The organism is Pseudomonas plecoglossicida NBRC 103162 = DSM 15088, assembly GCF_000730665.1.
GTDB classification, from domain to species: Bacteria; Pseudomonadota; Gammaproteobacteria; order Pseudomonadales; family Pseudomonadaceae; genus Aquipseudomonas; species Aquipseudomonas plecoglossicida.
This window is the reverse complement of record NZ_BBIV01000029.1, coordinates 1-22,836: the sequence shown is the minus strand read 5'-3', so window position 1 is coordinate 22,836 and position 22,836 is coordinate 1. Positions and strand designations below refer to the sequence as shown.

At 62.6% G+C, this 22,836-nt stretch carries 19 protein-coding genes; 7 read left to right on the top strand and 12 right to left on the bottom strand.

What is annotated here, in order from left to right; translation table 11 throughout:
- Window positions 1-200: 200 nt before the first annotated feature.
- Window positions 201-827, bottom strand: a complete 627-nt coding sequence (gene rlmE / locus PPL01S_RS16670; RefSeq protein ID WP_016391785.1) for a 23S rRNA (uridine(2552)-2'-O)-methyltransferase RlmE — start codon at window positions 825-827, stop codon at window positions 201-203.
- Window positions 828-929: 102 nt separating this feature from the next.
- Here rlmE and yhbY point away from each other — a divergent pair, with 102 nt between their 5' ends.
- Window positions 930-1,238, top strand: coding sequence for a ribosome assembly RNA-binding protein YhbY (gene yhbY, locus PPL01S_RS16665; RefSeq protein WP_016391784.1), 309 nt, complete (start codon window positions 930-932; stop codon window positions 1,236-1,238).
- A gap of 121 nt (window positions 1,239-1,359) precedes the next feature.
- On the opposite strand, the gene PPL01S_RS16660 is transcribed toward yhbY, so the two are convergent.
- From PPL01S_RS16660 to grpE, 8 genes are all read right to left on the bottom strand, one after another.
- Complete coding sequence (locus PPL01S_RS16660) at window positions 1,360-1,809, bottom strand: hypothetical protein (RefSeq protein WP_028625879.1); 450 nt, start codon at window positions 1,807-1,809, stop codon at window positions 1,360-1,362.
- Window positions 1,787-2,269: a transcription elongation factor GreA gene (gene greA, locus PPL01S_RS16655; RefSeq protein ID WP_008098898.1), complete on the bottom strand. Its 483-nt coding sequence runs from the start codon at window positions 2,267-2,269 to the stop codon at window positions 1,787-1,789. Before greA ends, PPL01S_RS16660 begins: the two co-directional genes overlap by 23 nt.
- Window positions 2,266-5,487 (bottom strand): carbamoyl-phosphate synthase large subunit, encoded by a 3,222-nt coding sequence (gene carB, locus PPL01S_RS16650; protein ID WP_016391782.1) that lies wholly within the window; start codon window positions 5,485-5,487, stop codon window positions 2,266-2,268. Before carB ends, greA begins: the two co-directional genes overlap by 4 nt.
- 106 nt (window positions 5,488-5,593) lie before the next feature.
- Entirely contained in the window at window positions 5,594-6,730 is a 1,137-nt protein-coding gene (carA, locus tag PPL01S_RS16645) for a glutamine-hydrolyzing carbamoyl-phosphate synthase small subunit (RefSeq protein WP_016391781.1), read from the bottom strand.
- 261 nt (window positions 6,731-6,991) lie between these two features.
- Window positions 6,992-7,798, bottom strand: a complete 807-nt coding sequence (dapB, locus tag PPL01S_RS16640; protein WP_016391780.1) for a 4-hydroxy-tetrahydrodipicolinate reductase — start codon at window positions 7,796-7,798, stop codon at window positions 6,992-6,994.
- Window positions 7,799-7,811: 13 nt separating this feature from the next.
- Window positions 7,812-8,936 (bottom strand): molecular chaperone DnaJ, encoded by a 1,125-nt coding sequence (gene dnaJ / locus PPL01S_RS16635; protein WP_016391779.1) that lies wholly within the window; start codon window positions 8,934-8,936, stop codon window positions 7,812-7,814.
- Between the two features lie 201 nt (window positions 8,937-9,137).
- A complete protein-coding gene (gene dnaK, locus PPL01S_RS16630) occupies window positions 9,138-11,063 on the bottom strand; it encodes a molecular chaperone DnaK (protein WP_016391778.1) in 1,926 nt (641 codons plus the stop codon).
- A 101-nt stretch (window positions 11,064-11,164) separates the two neighbouring features.
- Window positions 11,165-11,719 (bottom strand): nucleotide exchange factor GrpE, encoded by a 555-nt coding sequence (grpE, locus tag PPL01S_RS16625; protein ID WP_016391777.1) that lies wholly within the window; start codon window positions 11,717-11,719, stop codon window positions 11,165-11,167.
- A 191-nt stretch (window positions 11,720-11,910) separates the two neighbouring features.
- On the opposite strand from grpE, the gene recN reads away from it, so the two are divergent.
- Window positions 11,911-13,584 (top strand): DNA repair protein RecN, encoded by a 1,674-nt coding sequence (gene recN / locus PPL01S_RS16620; RefSeq protein ID WP_016391776.1) that lies wholly within the window; start codon window positions 11,911-11,913, stop codon window positions 13,582-13,584.
- A 167-nt stretch (window positions 13,585-13,751) separates the two neighbouring features.
- Here the strand turns inward: recN and fur are convergent, their stop codons facing one another.
- On the bottom strand, window positions 13,752-14,156 hold the full coding sequence (gene fur, locus PPL01S_RS16615; protein ID WP_016391775.1) for a ferric iron uptake transcriptional regulator: 405 nt from the start codon (window positions 14,154-14,156) through the stop codon (window positions 13,752-13,754).
- 97 nt (window positions 14,157-14,253) lie between these two features.
- Here fur and PPL01S_RS16610 point away from each other — a divergent pair, with 97 nt between their 5' ends.
- Window positions 14,254-14,802 carry an outer membrane protein assembly factor BamE gene (locus tag PPL01S_RS16610; RefSeq protein WP_028625878.1) on the top strand — a complete coding sequence of 183 codons (549 nt, stop codon included), beginning with the start codon at window positions 14,254-14,256 and terminating at the stop codon, window positions 14,800-14,802.
- A 64-nt stretch (window positions 14,803-14,866) separates the two neighbouring features.
- Here PPL01S_RS16610 and PPL01S_RS16605 read toward each other — a convergent pair whose 3' ends face one another.
- Window positions 14,867-15,301 (bottom strand): type II toxin-antitoxin system RatA family toxin, encoded by a 435-nt coding sequence (locus PPL01S_RS16605; RefSeq protein WP_016391773.1) that lies wholly within the window; start codon window positions 15,299-15,301, stop codon window positions 14,867-14,869.
- A gap of 163 nt (window positions 15,302-15,464) precedes the next feature.
- Between PPL01S_RS16605 and smpB the strand changes: the two genes are divergently transcribed.
- The gene (gene smpB, locus PPL01S_RS16600) at window positions 15,465-15,947 is read left to right on the top strand and encodes an SsrA-binding protein SmpB (RefSeq protein WP_016391772.1); all 483 of its coding nucleotides are present in this window, start codon (window positions 15,465-15,467) and stop codon (window positions 15,945-15,947) included.
- 39 nt (window positions 15,948-15,986) lie between these two features.
- On the opposite strand, the gene PPL01S_RS16595 is transcribed toward smpB, so the two are convergent.
- Window positions 15,987-16,754: an FCD domain-containing protein gene (locus PPL01S_RS16595; protein ID WP_016391771.1), complete on the bottom strand. Its 768-nt coding sequence runs from the start codon at window positions 16,752-16,754 to the stop codon at window positions 15,987-15,989.
- A gap of 257 nt (window positions 16,755-17,011) precedes the next feature.
- On the opposite strand from PPL01S_RS16595, the gene PPL01S_RS16590 reads away from it, so the two are divergent.
- The 3 genes from PPL01S_RS16590 (at window position 17,012) to PPL01S_RS16580 (ending at window position 22,776) form a co-directional block, all read left to right on the top strand.
- Window positions 17,012-18,682 carry a lactate permease LctP family transporter gene (locus tag PPL01S_RS16590; RefSeq protein ID WP_016391770.1) on the top strand — a complete coding sequence of 557 codons (1,671 nt, stop codon included), beginning with the start codon at window positions 17,012-17,014 and terminating at the stop codon, window positions 18,680-18,682.
- 63 nt (window positions 18,683-18,745) lie between these two features.
- Window positions 18,746-19,891 (top strand): FMN-dependent L-lactate dehydrogenase LldD, encoded by a 1,146-nt coding sequence (gene lldD, locus PPL01S_RS16585; RefSeq protein ID WP_016391769.1) that lies wholly within the window; start codon window positions 18,746-18,748, stop codon window positions 19,889-19,891.
- A 74-nt stretch (window positions 19,892-19,965) separates the two neighbouring features.
- Window positions 19,966-22,776 (top strand): FAD-binding and (Fe-S)-binding domain-containing protein, encoded by a 2,811-nt coding sequence (locus tag PPL01S_RS16580; protein WP_016391768.1) that lies wholly within the window; start codon window positions 19,966-19,968, stop codon window positions 22,774-22,776.
- The last annotated feature ends 60 nt before the right edge of the window (window positions 22,777-22,836 follow it).

The following is a 22,836-nucleotide window of genomic DNA, read 5'->3' as shown; positions in this document are numbered from 1 at the left end:
TCGTTCAATTCGCTACCCTCTGAGGCCGGCGCACGACGCAGCCGTGCCTCGCATGATATTCATCGCCCTAACTTACTACATTACCTACGCATCCGCAGGCACCGTCTGTAACCCTTTGTGAAAGCTAGACTACACGAAGTTCGGACAATCCAGACGGGGCAGCCAATTGGAAATAACTATCGGCTACCCCGCAACACGCCTCATGCCCCTTTGAAGCCCTTGGCCAGCAGGTACTGTTCACGGGAGCGATCCCGCGACGACGACGGCTTGCGCATCTGCACCTTGTCGAACTTGCTGCGCACGTCCTTGAGGTATACATCGAAGCCTTCGCCCTGGAAGATCTTGATCAGGAAATCGCCACCGGGCTTGAGCACGCGGGTCGCCAGATCGAGAGCCAGCTCGCAGAGGAACATGGCACGCGGCATGTCCACCGCAGGCGTACCACTCATATTGGGGGCCATGTCGGAAATCACAAGGTCTACGTGCGAATCGCCGACAGCCTGGAGAATCTGCTGCAGCACTTCGTCCTGGGTAAAGTCGCCCTGAATGAAGGTCACGTCGGGGATCGAGTCCATTTCCAGGATGTCGGAAGCAATCAGCCGCCCCTGGCCACCAATCAGACGACTGGTCACCTGCGACCAGCCTCCCGGGGCCGCGCCCAGGTCGATCACACTCATGCCTGGACGGATGAGGCGGTCCTTTTCCTGGATCTCCAGCAGCTTGTAGCTCGCACGCGAGCGGTAGCCGTCCTTCTGCGCCTGCTTCACAAAAGGATCGTTGAAATGTTCTCGCAGCCAGTTGGCGCTGCTTTTGGAACGTTGTACCACGGGGCACCTCGATGATATGCGTCGTGATTGACTGGGCGGAGCCGGTGGCCCTCGGGTAAAATGCCCGTCAATTTTACAGAATCAGACGGAAAGGGTCAGATTATGCCGCTCAATAACGAGCAGAAGAAGCAATACAAGTCCATTGGTCATGACCTGAAGCCGGTCCTGATCGTTGCTGGCAACGGTTTGAATGAAGGCGTCATCGGCGAACTGGAGCGTGCGCTCACCGACCATGAGCTGATCAAGGTCGAGATTCGCTCGGAAGATCGCGAAGAACGTGCCGCCACCATTGCCGAATTGTGCAAGGCCGGCCGCGCCGAGCTGGTGCAGACCATCGGCAAGAAGGCGCTGATCTACCGCAAGAATCCGCAGCCGAACAAGCAGCTGTCGAACATCCACCGTTACAAGTAACGGCCTTGTGGGAACCCTGTGGGAGCCGGCTTGCCGGCGATGAAGGCACCGCGGTACCTGGCACCGGCCATGCCGGTGATCGCCGGCAAGCCGGCTCCCACAACGGCACCCTGCAGCTCGATCAGTGGCGCGCCTTGCGCACCCTGACCGGGACCGGCTGGGCCACCAGCACGATGCCGGAGAAGCCCAGCACCAGGAAGCAGAACATCTGCCAGCGCTCGCCGACCGAGATGCCGTAGCGCAAGGTGTAGTACCCCACGCAGGCACCGAAGCCGAGCAACAGCATCTGGCCACGGAACTGCCGCCACCAGGCCGACAGGCCGTCGACCCTCGCCAGCACTGCAAGCTGCGTGAGCAGCCCAAGCAACGCCACGCCAATCAACCAGCGGTCGATCTGCCCGGCGACGTCCTGTACCAGCAAGGGCGCCAGGCCACTGACCTTGAGCGCCGGCACCAACCCGACATGGAACACCCACAGGCCACCGACCCAGAACACCTGGGCCAGTTGCCAGAGGATCCCCTCGAGGGATGGCGCCCGCAGGCGCCGGTCAGATGTGCTTGACTTCGACAATCTCGTACTCGACCGTGCCACTCGGCGTCTTGACGACGACGGTATCACCTTCTTCCTTGCCGATGATGGCACGGGCAATCGGCGCACCGCTCGAGAGCTTGCCCTGCTTCACGTCGGCTTCATCCTCGCCGACGATCTGGTAGGTCACCTCGTCATCGGTTTCGGTATTGGCCAGCACCACGGTGGTGCCGAAGATTACCTTGCCGGTGTGAGGGATAGTGGTCACATCGATCACTACCGAGTTCTGCAGACGGCCTTCGATATCACGGATACGTGCCTCGACCATGCCCTGCTCCTCACGGGCAGCATGGTATTCGGCGTTCTCCTTGAGGTCGCCCAGCTCGCGTGCTTCACCGATCGCCTGGCTCAGGCGCGGGCGCTCGGTCTTGCTCAGGAACAGGTGCTCCTCTTCCAGGGCGCGAGCGCCCTGGACGGTCATCGGGTATTTGGTAATGCTCATGCTTTGAGTCCTGCATGCAGATCCTGCAAGCGACGAACGGTCTTTTCAGGGCCGAATTTCAGCGCTTCGCAGATGGCTTCACCCGCCGCAATGGTGGTGGTGCAGTAGATCTTGTGCTGCAACGCATTGCGACGAATCGAGTAGGAGTCGGCAATCGACTGACGACCTTCGGTGGTGTTGATGATCAGCGACACTTCGTCGTTCTTGATCATGTCGACTACGTGCGGGCGACCCTCGGTCACCTTGTTGACGCGGCGCACTTTCAGGCCGGCCGCCTCGATGACCTTGGCGGTACCTGCAGTCGCAACCACTTCAAAGCCCAGGGCGATCAGGTCGCGGGCAACGCCAGCCACTTGCGGCTTGTCGTCGTCACGCACGCTGATGAACGCGGTACCGCCGGTCGGCAGCACTTCGCTGGCACCCATCTGGGCCTTGGCGAACGCTTCACCGAAGCTGTCGCCGACACCCATGACTTCACCGGTGGATTTCATCTCAGGGCCGAGGATCGGGTCAACCCCCGGGAACTTGGCGAACGGGAAGACGGCTTCCTTGACGCTGTAGAAGTTCGGGATGATTTCCTCGGTGAAGCCCAGCTCCTTGAGGGTTTTGCCAGCCATCACGCGGGCAGCGATCATCGCCAGGGAAGTGCCGATGCACTTGGAGACGAACGGCACGGTACGCGAGGCGCGCGGGTTGACTTCGATCACGTAGATCTTGTCACCCTGCAGGGCCAGCTGAACGTTCATCAGGCCAACCACGCCCAGCTCCAGGGCCATTTTCTTGACCTGGACGCGCACTTCGTCCTGCACTTCCTTGCTCAGGGAGTACGGCGGCAGCGAGCACGCGGAGTCGCCGGAGTGAACACCGGCCTGCTCGATGTGCTGCATGATCGCGCCGATCACCACGTCGGTGCCGTCGCAGACCGCATCCACGTCCATCTCGATGGCGCAGTTGAGGAAGTGGTCGAGCAGCACCGGGCTGTCGTTGGAAACCTGCACCGCTTCGCGTAGGTAGCGCTTGAGCTCGTCCAGTTCGTAGACGATTTCCATGGCACGACCACCCAGTACATAGGATGGGCGAACGACCAGCGGGTAACCGATGCCGCCAGCGGCACGGATGGCTTCCTCTTCGCTGCGCACGGTGGCATTTGGCGGCTGCAGCAGGTTCAGGCGCTGAACCATCTGCTGGAAACGCTCGCGGTCTTCGGCGCGGTCGATGGCGTCAGGGCTGGTACCGATGATCGGCACGCCCGCCTCTTCCAGGGCGCGAGCCAGTTTCAGCGGGGTCTGGCCACCGTAGTGGACGATCACGCCTTTCGGCTTCTCGACGCGGCAGACTTCCAGCACGTCTTCCAGCGTCAACGGCTCGAAGTACAGGCGGTCAGAAGTGTCGTAATCGGTGGATACGGTTTCCGGGTTGCAGTTGACCATGATGGTCTCGTAACCGTCTTCACGCAGCGCCAGGGCCGCGTGCACGCAGCAGTAGTCGAACTCGATGCCTTGGCCGATACGGTTCGGGCCGCCACCCAGGATCATGATCTTGTCGCGGGTCGACGGGTTGGCCTCGCACTCTTCCTCGTAGGTCGAGTACAGGTAGGCGGTGTCGGTGGCGAACTCGGCGGCGCAGGTGTCGACGCGCTTGTACACCGGGAACACTTCCAGCTTGTGGCGGTGACGACGCAGGTTCTTGTCGGTGATACCGAGCAGCTTGGCCAGGCGCTGGTCCGAGAAGCCCTTGCGCTTGAGGCGCAGCATGTAGTCCTTGTCGATCGCCGACAGGGCCAGGGTCTTGACCTTCTCTTCTTCCTTGATCAGATCTTCCATCTGAACCAGGAACCACATGTCGATGCCGGTCAGGGCGAAGATCTCTTCGCAGGTCATGCCCGAACGCATGGCGTCGGCCACGTACCAGATACGCTCGGCGCCCGGCACGGTCAGCTCGCGCTTGAGGATGCCGGCAGCTTCAGGGCTGGCCAGGTCGACTTTCGGGTCGAGACCGCAGGCGCCGACTTCCAGGCCGCGCAGGGCTTTCTGCAGGGATTCCTGGAAGGTACGGCCGATGGCCATGACTTCACCCACGGATTTCATCTGGGTGGTCAGGCGGGCGTCGGCTTTCGGGAATTTCTCGAAGGCGAAGCGTGGCAGCTTGGTGACGACGTAGTCGATCGACGGCTCGAAGGAGGCTGGGGTACGGCCGCCGGTGATGTCGTTCTGCAGTTCGTCGAGGGTGTAACCAATGGCCAGCTTGGCGGCGATCTTGGCGATCGGGAAGCCGGTAGCCTTGGATGCCAGGGCCGAGGAACGCGAAACGCGCGGGTTCATCTCGATCACGACCATGCGGCCAGTGTTCGGGCAGATACCGAACTGCACGTTGGAACCACCGGTTTCGACACCGATTTCACGCAGCACCGCCAGCGAGGCGTTGCGCATGATCTGGTATTCCTTGTCGGTCAGGGTCTGTGCCGGCGCAACGGTGATCGAGTCACCGGTGTGCACGCCCATCGGGTCGAAGTTCTCGATGGAGCAGACGATGATGCAGTTGTCCTTCTTGTCGCGGACCACCTCCATCTCGTATTCCTTCCAGCCGATCAGTGATTCGTCGATCAGCAGCTCCTTGGTCGGCGACAGGTCCAGACCACGGGTGCAGATTTCCTCGAACTCTTCACGGTTGTAGGCGATACCACCGCCAGTGCCGCCCATGGTGAACGATGGACGGATGATGCAGGGGAAGCCGAGCTTCTCGAGGACCGCATTGGCCTCTTCCATGCTGTGGGCGATACCGGAACGCGGGCACTCCAGGCCGATGTCCTTCATGGCCTTGTCGAACCGCGAACGGTCTTCGGCCTTGTCGATGGTGTCGGCGTTGGCACCGATCATCTCTACGCCGAACTTCTCCAGAACGCCGTGGCGCTCCAGGTCCAGGGCACAGTTCAGTGCGGTCTGGCCACCCATGGTCGGCAATACGGCGTCAGGGCGCTCTTTCTCGATGATCTTGGCCACCGACTGCCACTTGATCGGCTCGATGTAGGTGGCGTCGGCCATGGCCGGGTCGGTCATGATGGTGGCCGGGTTGGAGTTCACCAGGATGACGCGAAAACCTTCCTCGCGCAGGGCTTTGCAGGCCTGGGCGCCGGAGTAGTCGAATTCGCAGGCCTGGCCGATCACGATCGGGCCAGCGCCGAGAATCAGGATGCTTTTGATGTCTGTACGTTTTGGCATGGTTGTCACTCAAATCCGCGGGTCAGTCGGCAAGCCGTCTTGAACAATCTGGGTCAGGCGCTTCCGGGCGCGGCATACGCCGGCCCGGGGCCTTGATGCAGGATGCTCAGCGGCGCTTGGCCATGGCATCGGTGAAACGATCGAACAGTGGCGCGACGTCGGTCGGGCCTGGGCTCGCTTCAGGGTGGCCCTGGAAGCTGAACGCGCTCTTGTCGGTGCGCTCGATGCCCTGCAGGGTACCGTCGAACAGCGACTTGTGGATGGCGCGGACATTGCCCGGCAGGGTAGCTTCGTCGACGGCGAAGCCGTGGTTCTGGCTGGTGATCATGACCACGCCGGTGTCCAGGTCCTGGACCGGGTGGTTGGCACCGTGGTGACCGTGACCCATCTTCACGGTCTTGGCGCCGGAAGCCAGGGCCAGCAGCTGGTGGCCGAGGCAGATGCCGAATACCGGGATCTCGGTTTCAAGGATTTCCTTGATGGCCTGGATCGCGTAGTCGCATGGCTCGGGATCGCCAGGGCCGTTGGACAGGAACACGCCATCGGGGTTGAGGGCGAGCACTTCGCTGGCCGGGGTCTGGGCAGGCACCACGGTCACGCGGCAGCCACGGGCGACCAGCATGCGCAGGATGTTCAGCTTGACGCCGTAGTCGAAGGCGACCACGTGGTACGGCAGGTCGGCAGCTTCGATGGTCGGGTGGCTGTCGGTCTTCAGTTCCCAAACGCTGGAGCGCCATTCGTAGCGTTCCTTGGTGGAAACGACCTTGGCCAGGTCCATGCCCTTCAGGCCTGGGAAACCGCGGGCGGCGGCGATGGCGGCTTCTTCGCTGATGTTGTCGCCGGCGAGGATGCAACCGTTCTGGGCGCCCTTTTCACGCAGGATACGGGTCAGGCGACGGGTGTCGATGCCGGCGATGGCGACGACGTTGTTGGCCTTGAGGTACTCAGGCAGCGACTGGGTGTTGCGCCAGTTGCTGGCCAGCAGCGGCAGGTCACGGATGACCAGGCCAGCGGACCAGACACGGTTCGACTCGGCGTCTTCCGGCGTGGTGCCGGTGTTGCCGATGTGCGGGTAGGTCAGGGTAACGATTTGCTGCGCGTAGGAAGGGTCTGTAAGGATTTCCTGGTAGCCGGTCATAGCGGTGTTGAATACCACCTCACCAACGGTCTGACCGTCGGCACCAATGGCTTCACCGCGAAAAATACTGCCGTCGGCAAGGGCGAGTATGGCTGGCTTTGTCAAGAAGACCTCCCGTAAATCAAGCATGAAAGGGCGATCGCAGGTTGCAAAAAAGCGGAGTGACGTATGGACACGTCACCCCGCTTTCATGTGCTGAATTCAATTCGCTGCGCGCTTTTAGTGGACACACTAAAGCTGTAGCTTACAGAAAAGTGCGTTTTGGGTCTACCGTAGATGTGTCTCTAAAACACATGAATGCGACAAGGGGTGCTTTGCACCCCCTTACCTGTGGGAGCCGGCTTGCCGGCGATGGGGCCACAAGGATCAGCGCAGCTCCAGCACATCCTGCATGTCATACAGGCCAGGCTCGCGACCATCGAGCCACAGCGCCGCACGGACGGCACCCTTGGCAAAGGTCATGCGACTGGAAGCCTTGTGGGTGATTTCCAGGCGCTCACCCTCGGCGGCGAACAGCACGGTGTGATCACCGACCACATCGCCGGCACGCACGGTAGCAAAGCCGATGGTCTTGCGATCACGCGCGCCGGTCTGGCCTTCACGGCCATACACCGCCACTTCCTGCAGATCACGCCCCAAGGCATTGGCAACCACTTCGCCCATGCGCAGCGCGGTACCTGACGGCGCATCGACCTTGTGCCGGTGGTGCGCCTCGATGATCTCGATATCGACATCATCACCCAGCACCCGCGCCGCCATGTCCAGCAGCTTCAGGCTGAGGTTGACGCCAACGCTGAAGTTGGCGGCGAAGACGATCGGGATTTCCTTGCCCGCTTCGACCAGCTGCTGCTTTTCTTCCGACGTGAAGCCGGTTGTACCGATCACCATCGCCTTGCCTGCCTTGCGACAGAAGGCCAGGTTCTTCAGGGTTACCGAAGGATGGGTGAAGTCGATCAGCACATCGAACTCGTCGGCGACCTTGGTCAGGTCATCGGAGATCGGTACACCGATACGGCCCAGGGCCGCCAGCTCGCCTGCATCGGCGCCGACCAGCGAGCTGTCGGGGCGATCGACCGCGGCGGTCAAGCCGGCCTGCGGTGCCTGTTGCTGCACGGCCTCGACGAGGGTCTTGCCCATCCGCCCAGCCGCGCCCATCACTGCAATACGTCGCATAGCCATTTCCTTGTCAGAGATCGCCGAAGAAGCGCTTCACGCCATCGAACCAGCCGCTGGCCTTGGGCGAGTGAGAGCTGTCGCCCTCCAGCGAGTCACGCAGCTCTTCGAGCAGCTCGCGCTGACGGCGGCTGAGGTTGACCGGCGTTTCCACCGCCACACGGCACAACAGGTCACCTGCCCCACCACCACGCACCGGCGCCACACCCTTGCCACGCAGGCGGAACTGCTTGCCGGTCTGGGTGCCTTCGGGAATCTTCAGTTTCACACGACCATCGAGGGTCGGCACTTCCAGCTCGCCGCCCAGGGCGGCATCGGTATAGCTGATCGGCACTTCGCAGTAGAGGTGCTTGCCGTCGCGCTGGAAGATCTCGTGCTCGCGCACATTAATCACCACGTACAGGTCACCGGTCGGCCCGCCATGGGTGCCCGCCTCGCCTTCGCCCGACAGGCGAATGCGGTCGCCGGTATCGACGCCAGCCGGTACCTTGACCGACAGGGTCTTGTATTCCTCGACACGGCCCTCGCCGTGGCACGAACCGCAAGGGTCGGTGATGATCTTGCCCTGGCCATGGCAGCGCGGGCAGGTCTGCTGCACCGAGAAGAAGCCCTGCTGCATGCGCACCTGGCCGATACCACCACAGGTCGGACAGGTGGCCGGGGTCGAACCTTTCTTGGCGCCGGAACCGTCGCAAGGCTTGCAGTTGACCAGCGTGGGAACGCGGATATTGACCGTGGTGCCACGCACCGCTTCTTCCAGGTTCAGCTCCAGGGTGTAGCGCAGGTCGCTGCCGCGCTGAGCGCCGCCACGCGAGCCGCCGCGGCCGCCACCAAAGAAGTCGCTGAAGACATCACCGAAGATGTCGGAGAAGTTGGCGCCGCCGAAGCCGGCACCCCCGCCACCCATGCTCGGGTCGACGCCGGCATGACCGTACTGGTCGTATGCCGCGCGCTTGCTCGCATCGGACAGCACTTCGTAGGCCTCGTTGGCCTCCTTGAACTGCTCTTCCGACTCCTTGTCACCCGGGTTGCGGTCAGGGTGGAACTTCATCGCCAGACGGCGATAGGCCTTTTTGAGATCACCTTCACTGGCGCCACGTTCGACACCCAGGACCTCATAATAATCACGCTTTGCCATAGGTCATTTGCACTCTTGAGGGCGTTCGGCATACCTCTGCGCTATGCGCTGTGCCGCAGCACCTGCCGCCCCGAAGGCTTTGACAGATGCTGTAAAAATTCTCGTATTCCAGACACACCAACGCGGGAGCAAGCCCCCGCGCGGCGACATCCTACCAGTTCACCGCCAAACGGCGGTGAACTGGCCGACAACATGCAACGATTACTTCTTGTCGTCGCCTTTTACTTCTTCGAACTCGGCGTCAACCACGTCGTCGCGCTTGGCTTCCGGCTCGGCCTGCTGCGCGCCGCCCTGAGGCTGTTCAGCCGACTGCTCGGCGTACATCTTCTGGGCAACCGGAGCGGAGACCTTGGACAGCTCCTCGACCTTGGCGTCGATGGCAGCCTTGTCGTCGCCTTTGACAGCGGCTTCCAGGGCAACCACGGCCGCTTCGATCGCAGTCTTCTCTTCGGCAGTGACCTTGTCACCGGCGTCAGCGACCATCTTGCGGGTCGAGTGAACCAGTGCGTCGCCCTGGTTACGGGCAGCGGCCAGCTCTTCGAACTTGCGGTCTTCCTCGGCATTGGCCTCGGCGTCACGCACCATGCGCTCGATCTCTTCGTCCGACAGGCCGGAGTTGGCCTTGATCACGATCGACTGGGTCTTGCCAGTGGCCTTGTCTTTCGCACCCACGTGCAGGATGCCGTTGGCGTCGATGTCGAAGGTCACTTCGATCTGTGGAACGCCACGTGGTGCTGGCGGAATGTCAGCCAGGTCGAACTTGCCCAGCGACTTGTTCTGCGCAGCCTGCTTGCGCTCACCCTGCAGCACGTGAATGGTCACGGCGCCCTGGTTGTCATCGGCAGTCGAGAACACCTGCGACTTCTTGGTCGGGATGGTGGTGTTCTTCTCGATCAGCGCGGTCATCACGCCACCCATGGTTTCGATACCCAGGGTCAGCGGGCTGACGTCCAGCAGCAGTACGTCCTTCACGTCACCGGCCAGTACCGCACCCTGGATGGCAGCACCCATGGCGACCGCTTCGTCCGGGTTGACGTCTTTACGTGCTTCCTTGCCGAAGAAGTCGGCAACTTCTTTCTGCACCAGCGGCATACGGGTCTGACCGCCGACCAGGATCACGTCGTCGATCTTGCTGGCGTCGATGCCAGCGTCTTTCAGGGCGATGCGGCAAGGCTCGATGGTGCGCTTGACCAGGTCTTCGACCAGCGATTCCAGCTTGGCGCGGGAGATCTTCACGTTCAGGTGCTTGGGACCGGTGGCATCTGCAGTGATGTAGGGCAGGTTGACATCGGTCGACTGAGCGGAGGACAGCTCGATCTTGGCTTTTTCAGCGGCTTCTTTCAGACGCTGCAGGGCCAGAGGATCGTTCTTCAGGTCCATGCCCGACTCTTTCTTGAACTCGTCGACGAGGTAGTCGATCAGGCGCATGTCGAAGTCTTCGCCACCCAGGAAGGTGTCGCCGTTGGTGGCCAGTACTTCGAACTGGTGCTCACCGTCGACTTCGGCGATTTCGATGACCGATACGTCGAAGGTACCACCACCCAGGTCATAGACGATGACAGTGTGGTCGCCCTTGGCCTTGTCCATGCCGTAAGCCAGCGCAGCGGCGGTCGGCTCGTTGATGATGCGCTTCACGTCCAGACCTGCGATGCGACCGGCATCCTTGGTGGCCTGACGCTGGCTGTCGTTGAAGTACGCCGGAACGGTGATGACCGCTTCGGTGACAGGCTCGCCGAGGTAGTCTTCGGCGGTCTTCTTCATTTTCTTCAGGACTTCGGCACTGATCTGTGGCGGCGCCATGTCCTTGCCGCTGGCCTGTACCCAGGCATCGCCATTGCTTGCCTTGACGATCTTGTACGGCACCAGTTTGATGTCTTTCTGCACGACATCTTCTTCGAAGCGGCGGCCAATCAGGCGCTTCACTGCGAACAGGGTGTTGTGCGGGTTGGTGACAGCCTGACGCTTGGCCGACTGACCTACCAGGATTTCGCCGTCGTTGGCGTAGGCCACGATCGAAGGGGTAGTACGCGCGCCTTCGGCGTTTTCGATGACCTTGACGTTACCGTTTTCCAGAATGGAGACGCACGAGTTGGTGGTCCCCAGGTCGATACCGATGATTTTGCCCATGTTTACTCTCCCGAAACTTGAATTTGGTAGCAGCGACTAATTTGGCCAACTGCGGAAATACTTGAAGGCTTGACACCTAGATGGGGATGCCCCGTTGGATTTCAAGCCTTCTCATCGATCGAAGGTTGCGGGGCGGCTGGTGCCTTGCTGACCACCACCATGGCGGGGCGCAGCAGGCGGCCGTTGAGCAGGTAACCTTTCTGGAACACGTTGAGCACGCTGTTCGGCTCGACCTCGGCGTTTTCCTGCATGGCCATCGCCTGGTGGTGCTCAGGGTTGAACGGCTGGCCGTGCGGGTCGATGGCTTCGAGGTTGTAGCGCTTGAGGGTGTCCTGGAACATCTTCAGGGTCAGCTCGACACCTTCGCGCGTGTTCTTGACCTGTTCGTCCTCAGGGTTGAGGTGCGCCAGGGCCATTTCCAGGCTGTCGATCACCGGCAGCAGGTCGCCAGAGAACTTCTCGAGGGCGAACTTGCGCGCCTTGTCGACCTCCTGTTCCGCGCGACGAATGCTGTTCTGCGCTTCTGCAGCGACACGCAGGGACTGATCCTTGGCGGCGGCCAGCTGCTCCTCGAGCTCCTGAACGCGGGCGCCGTTATCCACTGCAGCGGCCTCTTCGGCATTAAGGTCTTTCTCGTTCAGCTGTTCGTCAGCCATGGGGTCTCTCCTCCGCAATTTCTGTTGTACGAGCAAAGCTCGCCGTGTCTGCCGGCTATATGGGGCCGGAAAAACCAGCTTCAAGGGGCAATCGGCTTTTCCGGGCACGCGCAGAATCCGCCGAGGGGCATTGGCAGCGTCGAAAAAAGTACTGTATAAATAACCAGACTTGATCTTCGGGAGCCGCCCCCATGCTGGTGCACCTGTCCATTCACAACTACGCCATCGTCGAACACCTCGATCTCGAGCTTGCCCGCGGCATGTCGGTCATCACCGGCGAGACCGGCGCCGGCAAATCGATCATGCTCGACGCCCTCGGCCTGGCCCTGGGCGATCGCGCCGACAGCGGCGTGGTGCGTCCCGGCGCCGACAAGGCGGACATCCTCGCCACCTTCGACCTGGTGGACATTCCCGAAGCGCACAGCTGGCTCGCCGAACGCGACCTGGACAACGACGGGCCGTGCATCCTGCGCCGCGTCATCACCGCCGAGGGGCGCAGCCGCGGCTATATCAATGGCACGCCCTGCCCCCTGGGCGACCTGAAGGCGCTCGGCGAGCTGCTGATCGACATCCACAGCCAGCACGAGCACCAGTCGCTGCTCAAGACCGACACCCACCGCCGCCTGCTCGACGAATATGCCGGCGCCGTCGATCTCTCCCGCCAGGTGCAACTGGCGGCCAAGCGCTGGAACCAGACCCGGCTGGAGCTGGAGCGGCTGTCCAACTCCGGTGACGAACAGCGCGCCCGCCACCAACTGCTCAGCTATCAACTCGAAGAGCTGGACAACCTCGGCCTGGGCGAGAACGAACTGGAGCAGCTGGAGCAGGAGCACAAGAACCTGACCAACGCCGAGGCCCTGTTCGGCATCTGCCGCCAGGTCATCGACCAGTGCAGCGAGAGCGATTCGGGCAATGTGCTCAGCGCCCTCACCTCCAGCCTCAACCGCCTGGGCGCCGCGGCCAATTCACCCAAGGCACTGGGCGAGGCAGCCAACCTGATCGCCAGCGCACAGATCCAGATAGAAGAAGCAGTGGGCGAACTCAACCGCTTCCTCGACAATTTCGATGCCGACCCGATGCGCCTGCAAGCCCTCGAGGAGCGCCTCGACACCATCTATACCCTGGCGCGCAAGCACCGCGTGCACCCGACCGAGTTGCCGCATCTGCAACAGCGATTGATGGAAGAGCTGGAGGGCCTGAACGCCAGTGACGAGTCGATCGAACGCCTGGGTGAAGAGCTGGCAGCCTTTGCCCATCACTACCAGGAAAGGGCCATCGAGCTGAGTGCCTTGCGCCAGCAGGCCGCACAGCAACTGGCGATTGCCGTCGAACAGGAAATCCAGCGACTGGGCATGCCTGGCGGGCGCTTCTGCATCGAACTCACGCCCAACGAAGCCAGCGACCTTTCTCCCCATGGCTTGGAACAGATCGAGCTGCTGGTCAGCGCCAACCCCGGGCAACCACTCAAGGGCCTGGCAAAGGTGGCTTCGGGTGGCGAACTGTCACGTATCAGCCTGGCGATCCAGGTCATCACCGCACAAACCTCGCGCATTCCGACCCTGGTGTTCGACGAGGTCGATGTCGGCATCGGCGGCCCGACCGCCGAGATCGTCGGGCAATTGCTGCGCCGGCTGGGCGAGCGCGGCCAGGTGCTGACCGTGACCCACCTGCCACAGGTGGCGGCACAGGGGCATCACCACCTGTTCGTGCACAAGGTGCGCAACAGTGATACCACGCATACCGCAGTGGCCAGCCTGGGCAAGCGGGAGCGGGTCGAGGAAGTGGCGCGCATGCTTGGCGGTATCGACTTGACCAAGGAATCGCTGGCCCATGCGCGCAAGATGGTGGTGTCCGGCAAGGCTTGAGGCTGCCTGCACTGATCCTCCTCCACCGCCCTCACGCTTAGCGCTGTACCTGTAGGAGCCGGCTTGCCGGCGATGAGGCCAGCAAAACCACCCCACATTTCCAGCCAAACCCAGAAAGCACAAAGGCGACCTAGGGTCGCCTTCGCTATTCATAACGATCTAAATCGTTACTTTTTCTTACGCACATACAGGACCAGGTTATGGTCCACCAGCTCGTAGCCATGCTCGGCCACGATCTCCCTCTGACGCCGCTCGATTTCGGCATCCATGAATTCGATCACTTCACTGGTCTCCACGTTGACCATATGGTCGTGGTGACCGCCGTCAGCCAGCTCGAACACCGCGTGACCGCCGTCGAAGTTGTGCCGTACTACCAGGCCCGCTGCTTCGAACTGGGTCAGTACGCGATAGACGGTTGCCAGACCGACGTCCTCGCCAGCCTCCATCAGCGCCTTGTAGACATCCTCGGCACTCATGTGACGTTGCTCGGTCGAATCGAGCATCTGAAGGATCTTGACTCGAGGCAGTGTCACCTTGAGACCGGCTTTGCGCAATTCGCTATTTTCAACCATGGTCAGCTTTCTCGCCGATGCTGCTTCGCAGCTTCTCTTAATACGGGTATGATCGGGGTTTACGTTGTCCAGCCAAGATAGTGGAAGTCGCCCACCGATGCAAAACACCAAGCTCTTGCTAAACAGCCTCGCCCTCGCGGGACTGCTCGCACTCGCCGGTTGCTCGTTTCCCGGGGTTTACAAAATCGACATCCAGCAGGGCAATGTCGTTACGCAAGACATGATAGACCAATTGCGCCCGGGAATGACCCGACGGCAAGTAAGGTTTATCATGGGCAATCCGCTCATTCAGGATACGTTCAACACCAACCGCTGGGACTACCTGTACAGTCTGCAGCCTGGTGGCGGCCAACGCCAGCAGGAACGCATGAGCATCTTCTTCAACGACAACGACCAACTGGCCAGTCTGTCGGGTGACTTCATGCCAGGTGTCAGCAAGGATCAGGAAATCCTTGGTGGCAGCAGCGACACCACGGTCAGCCCGGCGACGCCGTCCGAGCAGCCAGTGCCGCAGCCAGCGCAGAAGCAACCAGAAGAGAAACCTGCCAAGCCAGGTTCGGTGGAAGAAAGCATCCAGCGCGAAATCGACACCATCGAGACCACCCCGGTGCCGACTCCCGCCCCGCTGGAAACCTCGCCGCAGTAAATGCAGGCGACATGAAAAAGCCCGGACCAGTCCGGGCTTTTTTGTGCGCGTCTTTCAGCGACGATCAGGTATTGAGCTGCTTGGCCCGTTGGCAGAACGCATCCACCAGGGTATTGGCCGCCTGGTTGAACAGCGGCCCCAGGGTCGCCCGCACGATGGGGCCGGCGTAATCGAAGGACAGATCCAGACTGATCTTGCAGGCCTTTTCACCCAGCGGCTTGAACACCCACAGACCGTGCAACTGGGTGAACGGCCCCTCTTCAAGGTTCATCTCGATGGACTGCCCCGGCACCAGCACATTGCGCGTGACGAATTGCTGGCTCATGCCGCCCTTGGCCACCTCCAGCTTGGCACGCATGTGCGTGTCGCTGGCCTCGATCACTGTCGAGGCCGAGCACCAGGGCAGAAATTGCGGGTAGCTGGCCACATCGTTGACCAGATCGTAAAGCGCCTGGGCGGGGTACGGCAGCAGGGCGGAGCGTTGAATATGGGTAGTCATCCAGGCGTCACTTCCAAGGCTGGGTGGCGGCGCTTCGCAGCGTGCCGAAAACAGGTTCTGTGCATACGACAGGGTCTGTATTGTCCGGTATTCATTGCAGTGGCTCAAGCTCACCTAAATCCCGTAGCCGACGACGCAGTGACTTGCCTATAATGCCGCCCCTATGGCTAAGCAAAAGAAACATCCGACCGGGACCATCGCGCAAAACAAGAAAGCGCGACACGATTACTTCATCGAACACAAGTTCGAGGCCGGGCTGGTCCTGTCCGGTTGGGAAGTAAAGAGCCTGCGGGCCGGCAAGGCGCACCTGACCGACAGCTACGTGCTGCTCAAGGATGGCGAAGCCTGGCTGTTCGGCAGCCACATCACCCCGCTGACCGCCGCCAGCACCCACGTCATCGCCGACCCTACCCGCACTCGCAAGCTGCTGCTGAACAAGCGTGAGCTGGAGCGCGTGGAGGCTGCGGTGGCGCAGAAGGGCTACACCTGCGTGGCCCTGGCGCTGTACTGGAGCAAGCACTTGATCAAGTGCGAGATCGCACTGGGCAAGGGCAAGAAGGAATTCGACAAGCGCGACACCATGCGCGAGCGCGATTCCAACCGCGAGCTGCAGCGTGCAGTGCGCAACAAGGGCAAGGAAGAGTAAGACTTCCTTGGCCTGGACCGGCCTCATCGCCGGCGCAGATCACCGCCCGCTGCGCCGCTCCGCCCGCGCCACCCGCTGCGCCTCGTCCTGGGCCTCTTCCAGCACTTCCTGCACATACAGAATGTGCCGGCTGGACACCTCTCGCGCATCCTCTGCCCTGCCCTCGACAATCGCCTGGTACAACTCGCGGTGCTGATCGATCAGCATGTCGCGCGTCTCGCTACGCTGCTGGTACATGCCGCCAATGTTGGTCACCACGTTGCGCTTGAGCAGGTCGAACAATCCACGAATGGTATGCAGCAGCACGGCATTGTGGCTGGCCTCGGCAATCGCCAGGTGAAAGCGCGCATCCGCCGCCCCCTCTTCTGCACGGGTCACCTCATCTACCCGGGCATAGCAGTCCTGCAAGGTATCGAACGCCGCTTTCAGCCGAACGCGATCAGGCTCGGTAGCGCGCTGGGCCGCGTAATACGCGCAGGACGCCTCTAGCGTATGGCGAAACTCCAGCAGATCCCGCTGCGCCTCGGCGCTGTGCTCGAGCAACTGCAACAGCGGGTCACTGAAGGTCGACCCCAGCGACTCGGCCACGTAGTTGCCGCCACCTTGGCGACTGACCAGCAAGCCCTTGGCCACCAGCTTCTGAATCGCCTCACGCAGTGACGGGCGCGACACGCCGAACTGCTCGGCTAGAACGCGCTCGGCCGGCAGCCGCTGCCCGGAGGTCAGCGTGCCTTCGAGAATCATCCCTTCCAACCGATCGACGATGTCGTCGGACAGGCGCCGTTGGCGGACCTGATCAAAAACCATCACATGCTCTCCACAAACCCCCGGCAGATTTCAGGGGGCGCTCATTCTCGCCGATCCAGCCCGCGCCAGCACCCATCAGCCAAGGATTTTCCCTGCTGATCAACCGGCCATTCATCAGTTCAGGAGCAAAGTTTCGCGCGGGACAAATTGACACACCCACGACAGCGCTTTTAACCTAGCGACCAGCCATTGTAAATTGGTCTTACCAATTATCCAATGCCAGTGCGAACACCAACAACAATTAGGGGTCACCCCATATGCAAACCTGGCAACAACTCTATACCCCGCTTGGTAGTCTTGGCCTGTCCGCACTGGCGGCGGTCATCCCTATCGTGTTCTTCTTCCTCGCCCTCGCCGTGTTCCGCCTCAAGGGCCACGTCGCCGGCAGCATCACCCTGGCCCTGTCGATCCTGGTGGCGATCTTCGCCTTCCAGATGCCTGTCGACATGGCCCTCGCCGCAGCGGGCTACGGCTTCCTCTACGGCCTCTGGCCAATTGCCTGGATCATCGTTGCCGCGGTGTTCCTGTACAAACTCACGGTCAAGAGCGGCCAGTTCGAAGTGATCCGCAGCTCGGTGCTGTCGATCACCGACGACCAGCGCCTGCAGGTGCTGTTGATCGGCTTCTGCTTCGGTGCCTTCCTCGAAGGCGCGGCCGGCTTCGGTGCCCCGGTGGCCATCACCGCTGCGCTGCTGGTGGGCCTGGGCTTCAACCCGCTGTATGCCGCCGGCCTGTGCCTGATCGCCAACACCGCCCCCGTGGCCTTCGGTGCCCTGGGCATCCCGATCATCGTGGCCGGCCAGGTCACCGGCATCGACGCCTTCCACATCGGCGCCATGACCGGTCGCCAGCTGCCGCTGCTGTCGCTGTTCGTGCCGTTCTGGCTGGTGTTCATGATGGACGGCCTGCGCGGCGTCAAGGAAACCTGGCCTGCCGCCCTGGTCGCCGGCCTGAGCTTCGCCGTGACCCAGTACTTCACCTCCAACTTCATCGGCCCGGAACTGCCGGACATCACCTCGGCTCTGGCCAGCCTGATCTGCCTCACCCTGTTCCTCAAGGTCTGGCAGCCCAAGCGTTCGTTCGCCCAGGCCAAGGGCAGCGTCGGCGCCGCCGTCGTGCAACCGAGTGGCAGCCAGCCGACCCCGTACAGCTTCGGCGAGATCTTCAAGGCCTGGTCGCCGTTCCTGATCCTCACCGTGCTGGTCACCATCTGGACCCTGAAACCGTTCAAGGCGGCCTTCGCCCCGGGCGGCGCGATGTACAACTTCGTGTTCAACTTCGCCATCCCGCACCTTGACCAGCTGGTGATCAAGACCGCCCCGATCGTCACCGCGCCGACCGCCATGCCAGCGGTGTTCAAGCTCGACCCGATCTCCGCCACCGGCACGGCGATCTTCCTTTCCGCGCTGATTTCCATGATGGTGCTGAAGATCAACTTCAAAACTGGTCTGACCACTTTCAAGGAGACCTTCTGGGAGCTGCGCTGGCCGATCCTGTCGATCGGCATGGTGCTGGCCTTCGCCTTCGTCACCAACTACTCGGGCATGTCCTCGACCATGGCCCTGGTCCTGGCCGGTACCGGCGCCGCGTTCCCGTTCTTCTCGCCGTTCCTCGGCTGGCTGGGTGTGTTCCTGACAGGCTCGGACACCTCGTCCAACGCCTTGTTCAGCTCGTTGCAAGCCACTACCGCGCACCAGATCGGGGTCAACGACACCCTGCTGGTGGCGGCCAACACCAGCGGCGGCGTGACCGGCAAGATGATCTCGCCGCAGTCCATCGCCGTGGCTTGCGCGGCCACAGGCCTGGTCGGCAAGGAATCCGACCTGTTCCGCTTCACCGTCAAGCACAGCCTGTTCTTCGCCACCATCGTCGGCCTGATCACCCTGATCCAGGCCTATTGGCTGACCGGCATGCTGGTTCATCACTAAAGTGAAAGGGGCCGGGCGCCATTGCGCGCCCGGCATCTCCTTCAACCCACGCTGCGAGAATCCATGATCATTTCCGCCTCCACCGACTATCGCGCCGCGGCCCAACGCAAGCTGCCCCCGTTCCTCTTCCACTACGCCGACGGCGGTGCCTACGCCGAGCACACCCTGCGCCACAACGTCTCGGATCTGGCCAGCATCGCCCTGCGCCAGCGCGTGCTGAAGAACATGTCCGAGCTCAGCCTGGAAACCAAGCTGTTCGACGAAACCCTGAGCATGCCCGTGGCCCTGGCCCCGGTCGGCCTCACTGGCATGTACGCCCGCCGTGGCGAAGTGCAGGCAGCGCGTGCGGCGGCGGCCCATGGCATTCCGTTCACCATGTCGACCGTCTCGGTGTGCCCGATCGAAGAGGTTGCGCCAGCCATCGACCGGCCGATGTGGTTCCAGCTGTATGTGCTGAAGGACCGCGGCTTCATGCGCAACGCCCTGGAACGTGCCAAGGCCGCCGGCGTGAAGACCCTGGTGTTCACCGTGGACATGCCGGTGCCCGGCGCCCGCTACCGCGACGCCCACTCCGGCATGAGCGGAGCGAACGGGCCGATGCGCCGCGTGCTGCAGGCCATGACCCACCCCGAATGGGCCTGGGACGTTGGCGTGATGGGCCGCCCGCATGACCTGGGCAACATCTCCAAGTACCGTGGCAACCCCACGGGCCTGGCCGACTACATCGGCTGGCTGGGCGCCAACTTCGACCCGTCGATTTCCTGGAAGGACCTGGAGTGGATCCGCGAATTCTGGGACGGCCCGATGATCATCAAGGGCATCCTCGACGCCGACGACGCCCGTGACGCAGTCAAGTTCGGCGCCGACGGCATCGTCGTGTCCAACCACGGCGGTCGCCAGCTCGACGGCGTGCTGTCCAGCGCCCGCGCCCTGCCGGCGATTGCCGATGCGGTCAAAGGCGACCTGAAGATCCTCGCCGACTCCGGCATCCGCAGCGGCCTCGATGTGGTGCGCATGATCGCCCTGGGCGCCGACACCGTGCTGATCGGCCGCGCCTTCCTCTGGGCCCTGGCCGTACATGGCCAGGCCGGGGTGAAGAACCTGCTGGAGCTGTTCGAGAAGGAAATGCGCGTGGCCATGGTGCTGACCGGCGCCAAGTCGATCAGCGAAATCAGCCGCGACTCGCTGGTCCGCGAACTGGGCGCCTGAGCGCCCGCCACCACACCGCCTGAATGACCGGGGCACACGGCGCGCCAGACGCCGTGGCCCCGCGAGGAGATTGCATGAGCCTGCCCGCCGCGTTCCTGCGTGATGTCGAGCACCTGATTCCCGCCGAACGCCGCTTCGACGACCCGACCTCGACCTTGGCCTTTGGCACCGATGCCAGCTTCTACCGCCTGATCCCCAAGCTGGTGGTGCGCGTCGAGTCCGAGGACGAAGTGGTCGGTCTGATCCAGCTGGCCCAGCGCGAGCGCGTGCCGGTCACCTTCCGCGCCGCCGGCACCAGCCTTTCCGGCCAGGCCATCAGCGACTCGGTACTGATCGTGCTCGGCGACAACTGGGGCGGCAAGGAAATTCGCGGCCAGGGCGAGCAGATCCGCCTGCAACCCGGTGTGATCGGCGCCCAGGCCAACGCCTGGCTGGCCCCTTACGGGCGCAAGATCGGCCCGGATCCGGCCTCGATCAACGCCTGCAAGATCGGCGGCATCGTCGCCAACAATGCCAGCGGCATGTGCTGCGGCACTGCGCAGAACACCTATCACACCCTCGCCGGCCTGCGCCTGGTGCTGGCCGACGGCACCCGCTTCGACAGCGAAGACCCGTCCAGCGTCGCGGCCTTCGAGAAGAGCCATGCCGACCTGCTCGAATCACTGGCCCGCCTCGGCCGCGAGACCCGCGCCAACACCGAACTGGCCGACCGCATCCGGCACAAGTACCGACTGAAGAACACTACCGGTCTGTCGCTCAACGCACTGGTGGACTACGACCAGCCGCTGGATATCCTGCAGCACCTGCTGGTCGGTTCCGAAGGCACGCTGGCCTTCATCAGCGCCGTCACCTACGACACCGTGCCCGACCACCCGCACAAGGCCAGCGCCCTGCTGGTATTCCCCAGCGTGGAAAGCTGCTGCCGCGCAGTCACCGTACTCAAGCGCCAGCCCGTGTCTGCCGTGGAGCTGCTGGACCGCCGCAGCCTGCGCTCGGTACAGAACATGCCGGGCATGCCGCTGTGGGTGAAAGGCCTGTCGGACAACGCCTGCGCCCTGCTGATCGAATCCCGCGCCGCCAGCCAGAGCCTTTTGCATGAGCAGCTGCAACAGGTCATGGCGTCGATCGACGACTACCCGCTGGAACAGAAGGTCGACTTCAGCGAAGACCCGGCGGTGTACAACCAGCTGTGGAAAATCCGCAAAGACACCTTCCCCGCCGTCGGCGCTGTGCGTCAGACCGGCACCACGGTGATCATCGAAGACGTGACCTTCCCCATCGAGCAACTGGCCGAGGGCGTCAACCGCCTGATCCAGCTGTTCGACAAGCACCACTACGACGAAGCGATCATCTTCGGCCATGCGCTCGAGGGCAACCTGCACTTCGTCTTCACCCAGGGCTTCAACAGCGCCGAGGAAGTCGCACGCTACCAGGCCTTCATGGACGACGTGGCGCAACTGGTGGCCGTGGAGTTCGGCGGCTCGCTCAAGGCCGAGCACGGCACCGGGCGCAACATGGCGCCGTTCGTGGAGCTGGAGTGGGGGCACGATGCCTACCAGCTGATGTGGGCACTCAAGCACCTGCTCGACCCCAATGGCATCCTCAACCCCGATGTGGTGCTGAGCGAAGATCCCGACATTCACCTGAAGAACCTCAAGCCGCTTCCGGCTGCCGACGAGATCGTCGACAAGTGCATCGAATGCGGCTTTTGCGAACCGGTCTGCCCATCCAAAGGCCTGACCCTGAGCCCGCGCCAGCGCATCGTCATGTGGCGCGATATCCAGGCCAAGAAACGCGCCGGCATCGACACCCGCGAGCTGCTGCAGACCTACCAGTACCAGGGCATCGACACCTGCGCCGCCACCGGCCTGTGCGCCCAGCGCTGCCCGGTGGGTATCAACACCGGCGAGCTGGTGAAGAAGCTGCGCAGCCAGGCCGCCGAGCACGGCAAGACAGCCGATTGGCTGGCCGAGCATTTCCACACCGCCCTGGGCGGCGCCCGCCTGACCCTCACCGCCGCCAATACCGCGCGCAAACTGCTCGGTGCCCCGCGCCTGAGCCGCCTGAGCGCCAGCTTGAGCAAAGCCAGCAAAGGCCGCTTGCCGCAATGGACCCCGGCCATGCCGCAGCCCCTGCGCAGCATCGACTTCGGCCCGGCAAGCAACGACGCCCGCCCCCGCGTGGTGTACCTGGCCGCCTGCGTATCGCGCGTGATGGGCCCCGCCTACGCCGACCGTGAGCAAAGCTCCCTGCTCGACAAGACCCGCGCCCTGCTGGAAAAGGCCGGCTACCAGGTGGTGTTCCCCGACAACGCCGACAGCCTGTGCTGCGGCCAGCCGTTCGCCTCCAAAGGCTACCCCGAGCAGGCCGAGCACAAGCGCCAGGAGCTGGTCACCGCGCTGCTGCACGCCAGCCGCGGCGGGCTCGACCCGATCTATTGCGACACCAGCCCCTGCACCCTGCGCCTGGTGCAGGATTTGGGAGACACGCGCCTGGATCTCTATGATCCAGTGCGCTTCATTCGCACCCATCTGGTGGACAAGCTGGAGTTCACCCCACAGCAGGAACCTGTGGCCGTGCATGTGACCTGCAGCACCCAGCACTTGGGCGAGAGCCAGGCGCTGATTGATCTGGCGCGGCTGTGCAGCAAGCAGGTGGTGATTCCGGAAGGTATTCACTGCTGCGGGTTTGCCGGGGACAAGGGGTTCACCACGCCTGAGCTCAATGCGCATTCGCTGCGTACCCTGAAGGATGCGGTGCAGTATTGCAGTGAAGGGATTTCCACCAGCCGGACCTGCGAGATTGGCTTGTCCAGCCATAGTGGGATCGACTACCACGGCCTGGTCTACCTGGTAGATCGCGTGACCCGCCCGCGCAGTATTTGAAATAGGGAGATGGCTTGGAGGCGCCTGGCGATAGCTTTTGGGCGCTCTCGAGATCGAGCG

What these genes read in the sequence shown, in the direction of transcription:
- recN (WP_016391776.1), top strand. Translation starts at nt 11,911, where the DNA reads ATGCTGGTGCACCTGTCCATTCACAACTACGCCATCGTCGAACACCTC.
- grpE (WP_016391777.1), bottom strand. Translation starts at nt 11,719, where the DNA reads ATGGCTGACGAACAGCTGAACGAGAAAGACCTTAATGCCGAAGAGGCC.
- PPL01S_RS16605 (WP_016391773.1), bottom strand. Translation starts at nt 15,301, where the DNA reads ATGACTACCCATATTCAACGCTCCGCCCTGCTGCCGTACCCCGCCCAG.
- greA (WP_008098898.1), bottom strand. Translation starts at nt 2,269, where the DNA reads ATGAGCATTACCAAATACCCGATGACCGTCCAGGGCGCTCGCGCCCTG.
- PPL01S_RS16610 (WP_028625878.1), top strand. Translation starts at nt 14,254, where the DNA reads ATGCAAAACACCAAGCTCTTGCTAAACAGCCTCGCCCTCGCGGGACTG.
- PPL01S_RS16595 (WP_016391771.1), bottom strand. Translation starts at nt 16,754, where the DNA reads ATGGTTTTTGATCAGGTCCGCCAACGGCGCCTGTCCGACGACATCGTC.
- dapB (WP_016391780.1), bottom strand. Translation starts at nt 7,798, where the DNA reads ATGCGACGTATTGCAGTGATGGGCGCGGCTGGGCGGATGGGCAAGACC.
- yhbY (WP_016391784.1), top strand. Translation starts at nt 930, where the DNA reads ATGCCGCTCAATAACGAGCAGAAGAAGCAATACAAGTCCATTGGTCAT.
- smpB (WP_016391772.1), top strand. Translation starts at nt 15,465, where the DNA reads ATGGCTAAGCAAAAGAAACATCCGACCGGGACCATCGCGCAAAACAAG.
- dnaK (WP_016391778.1), bottom strand. Translation starts at nt 11,063, where the DNA reads ATGGGCAAAATCATCGGTATCGACCTGGGGACCACCAACTCGTGCGTC.
- PPL01S_RS16580 (WP_016391768.1), top strand. Translation starts at nt 19,966, where the DNA reads ATGAGCCTGCCCGCCGCGTTCCTGCGTGATGTCGAGCACCTGATTCCC.
- fur (WP_016391775.1), bottom strand. Translation starts at nt 14,156, where the DNA reads ATGGTTGAAAATAGCGAATTGCGCAAAGCCGGTCTCAAGGTGACACTG.
- PPL01S_RS16590 (WP_016391770.1), top strand. Translation starts at nt 17,012, where the DNA reads ATGCAAACCTGGCAACAACTCTATACCCCGCTTGGTAGTCTTGGCCTG.
- lldD (WP_016391769.1), top strand. Translation starts at nt 18,746, where the DNA reads ATGATCATTTCCGCCTCCACCGACTATCGCGCCGCGGCCCAACGCAAG.
- carB (WP_016391782.1), bottom strand. Translation starts at nt 5,487, where the DNA reads ATGCCAAAACGTACAGACATCAAAAGCATCCTGATTCTCGGCGCTGGC.
- dnaJ (WP_016391779.1), bottom strand. Translation starts at nt 8,936, where the DNA reads ATGGCAAAGCGTGATTATTATGAGGTCCTGGGTGTCGAACGTGGCGCC.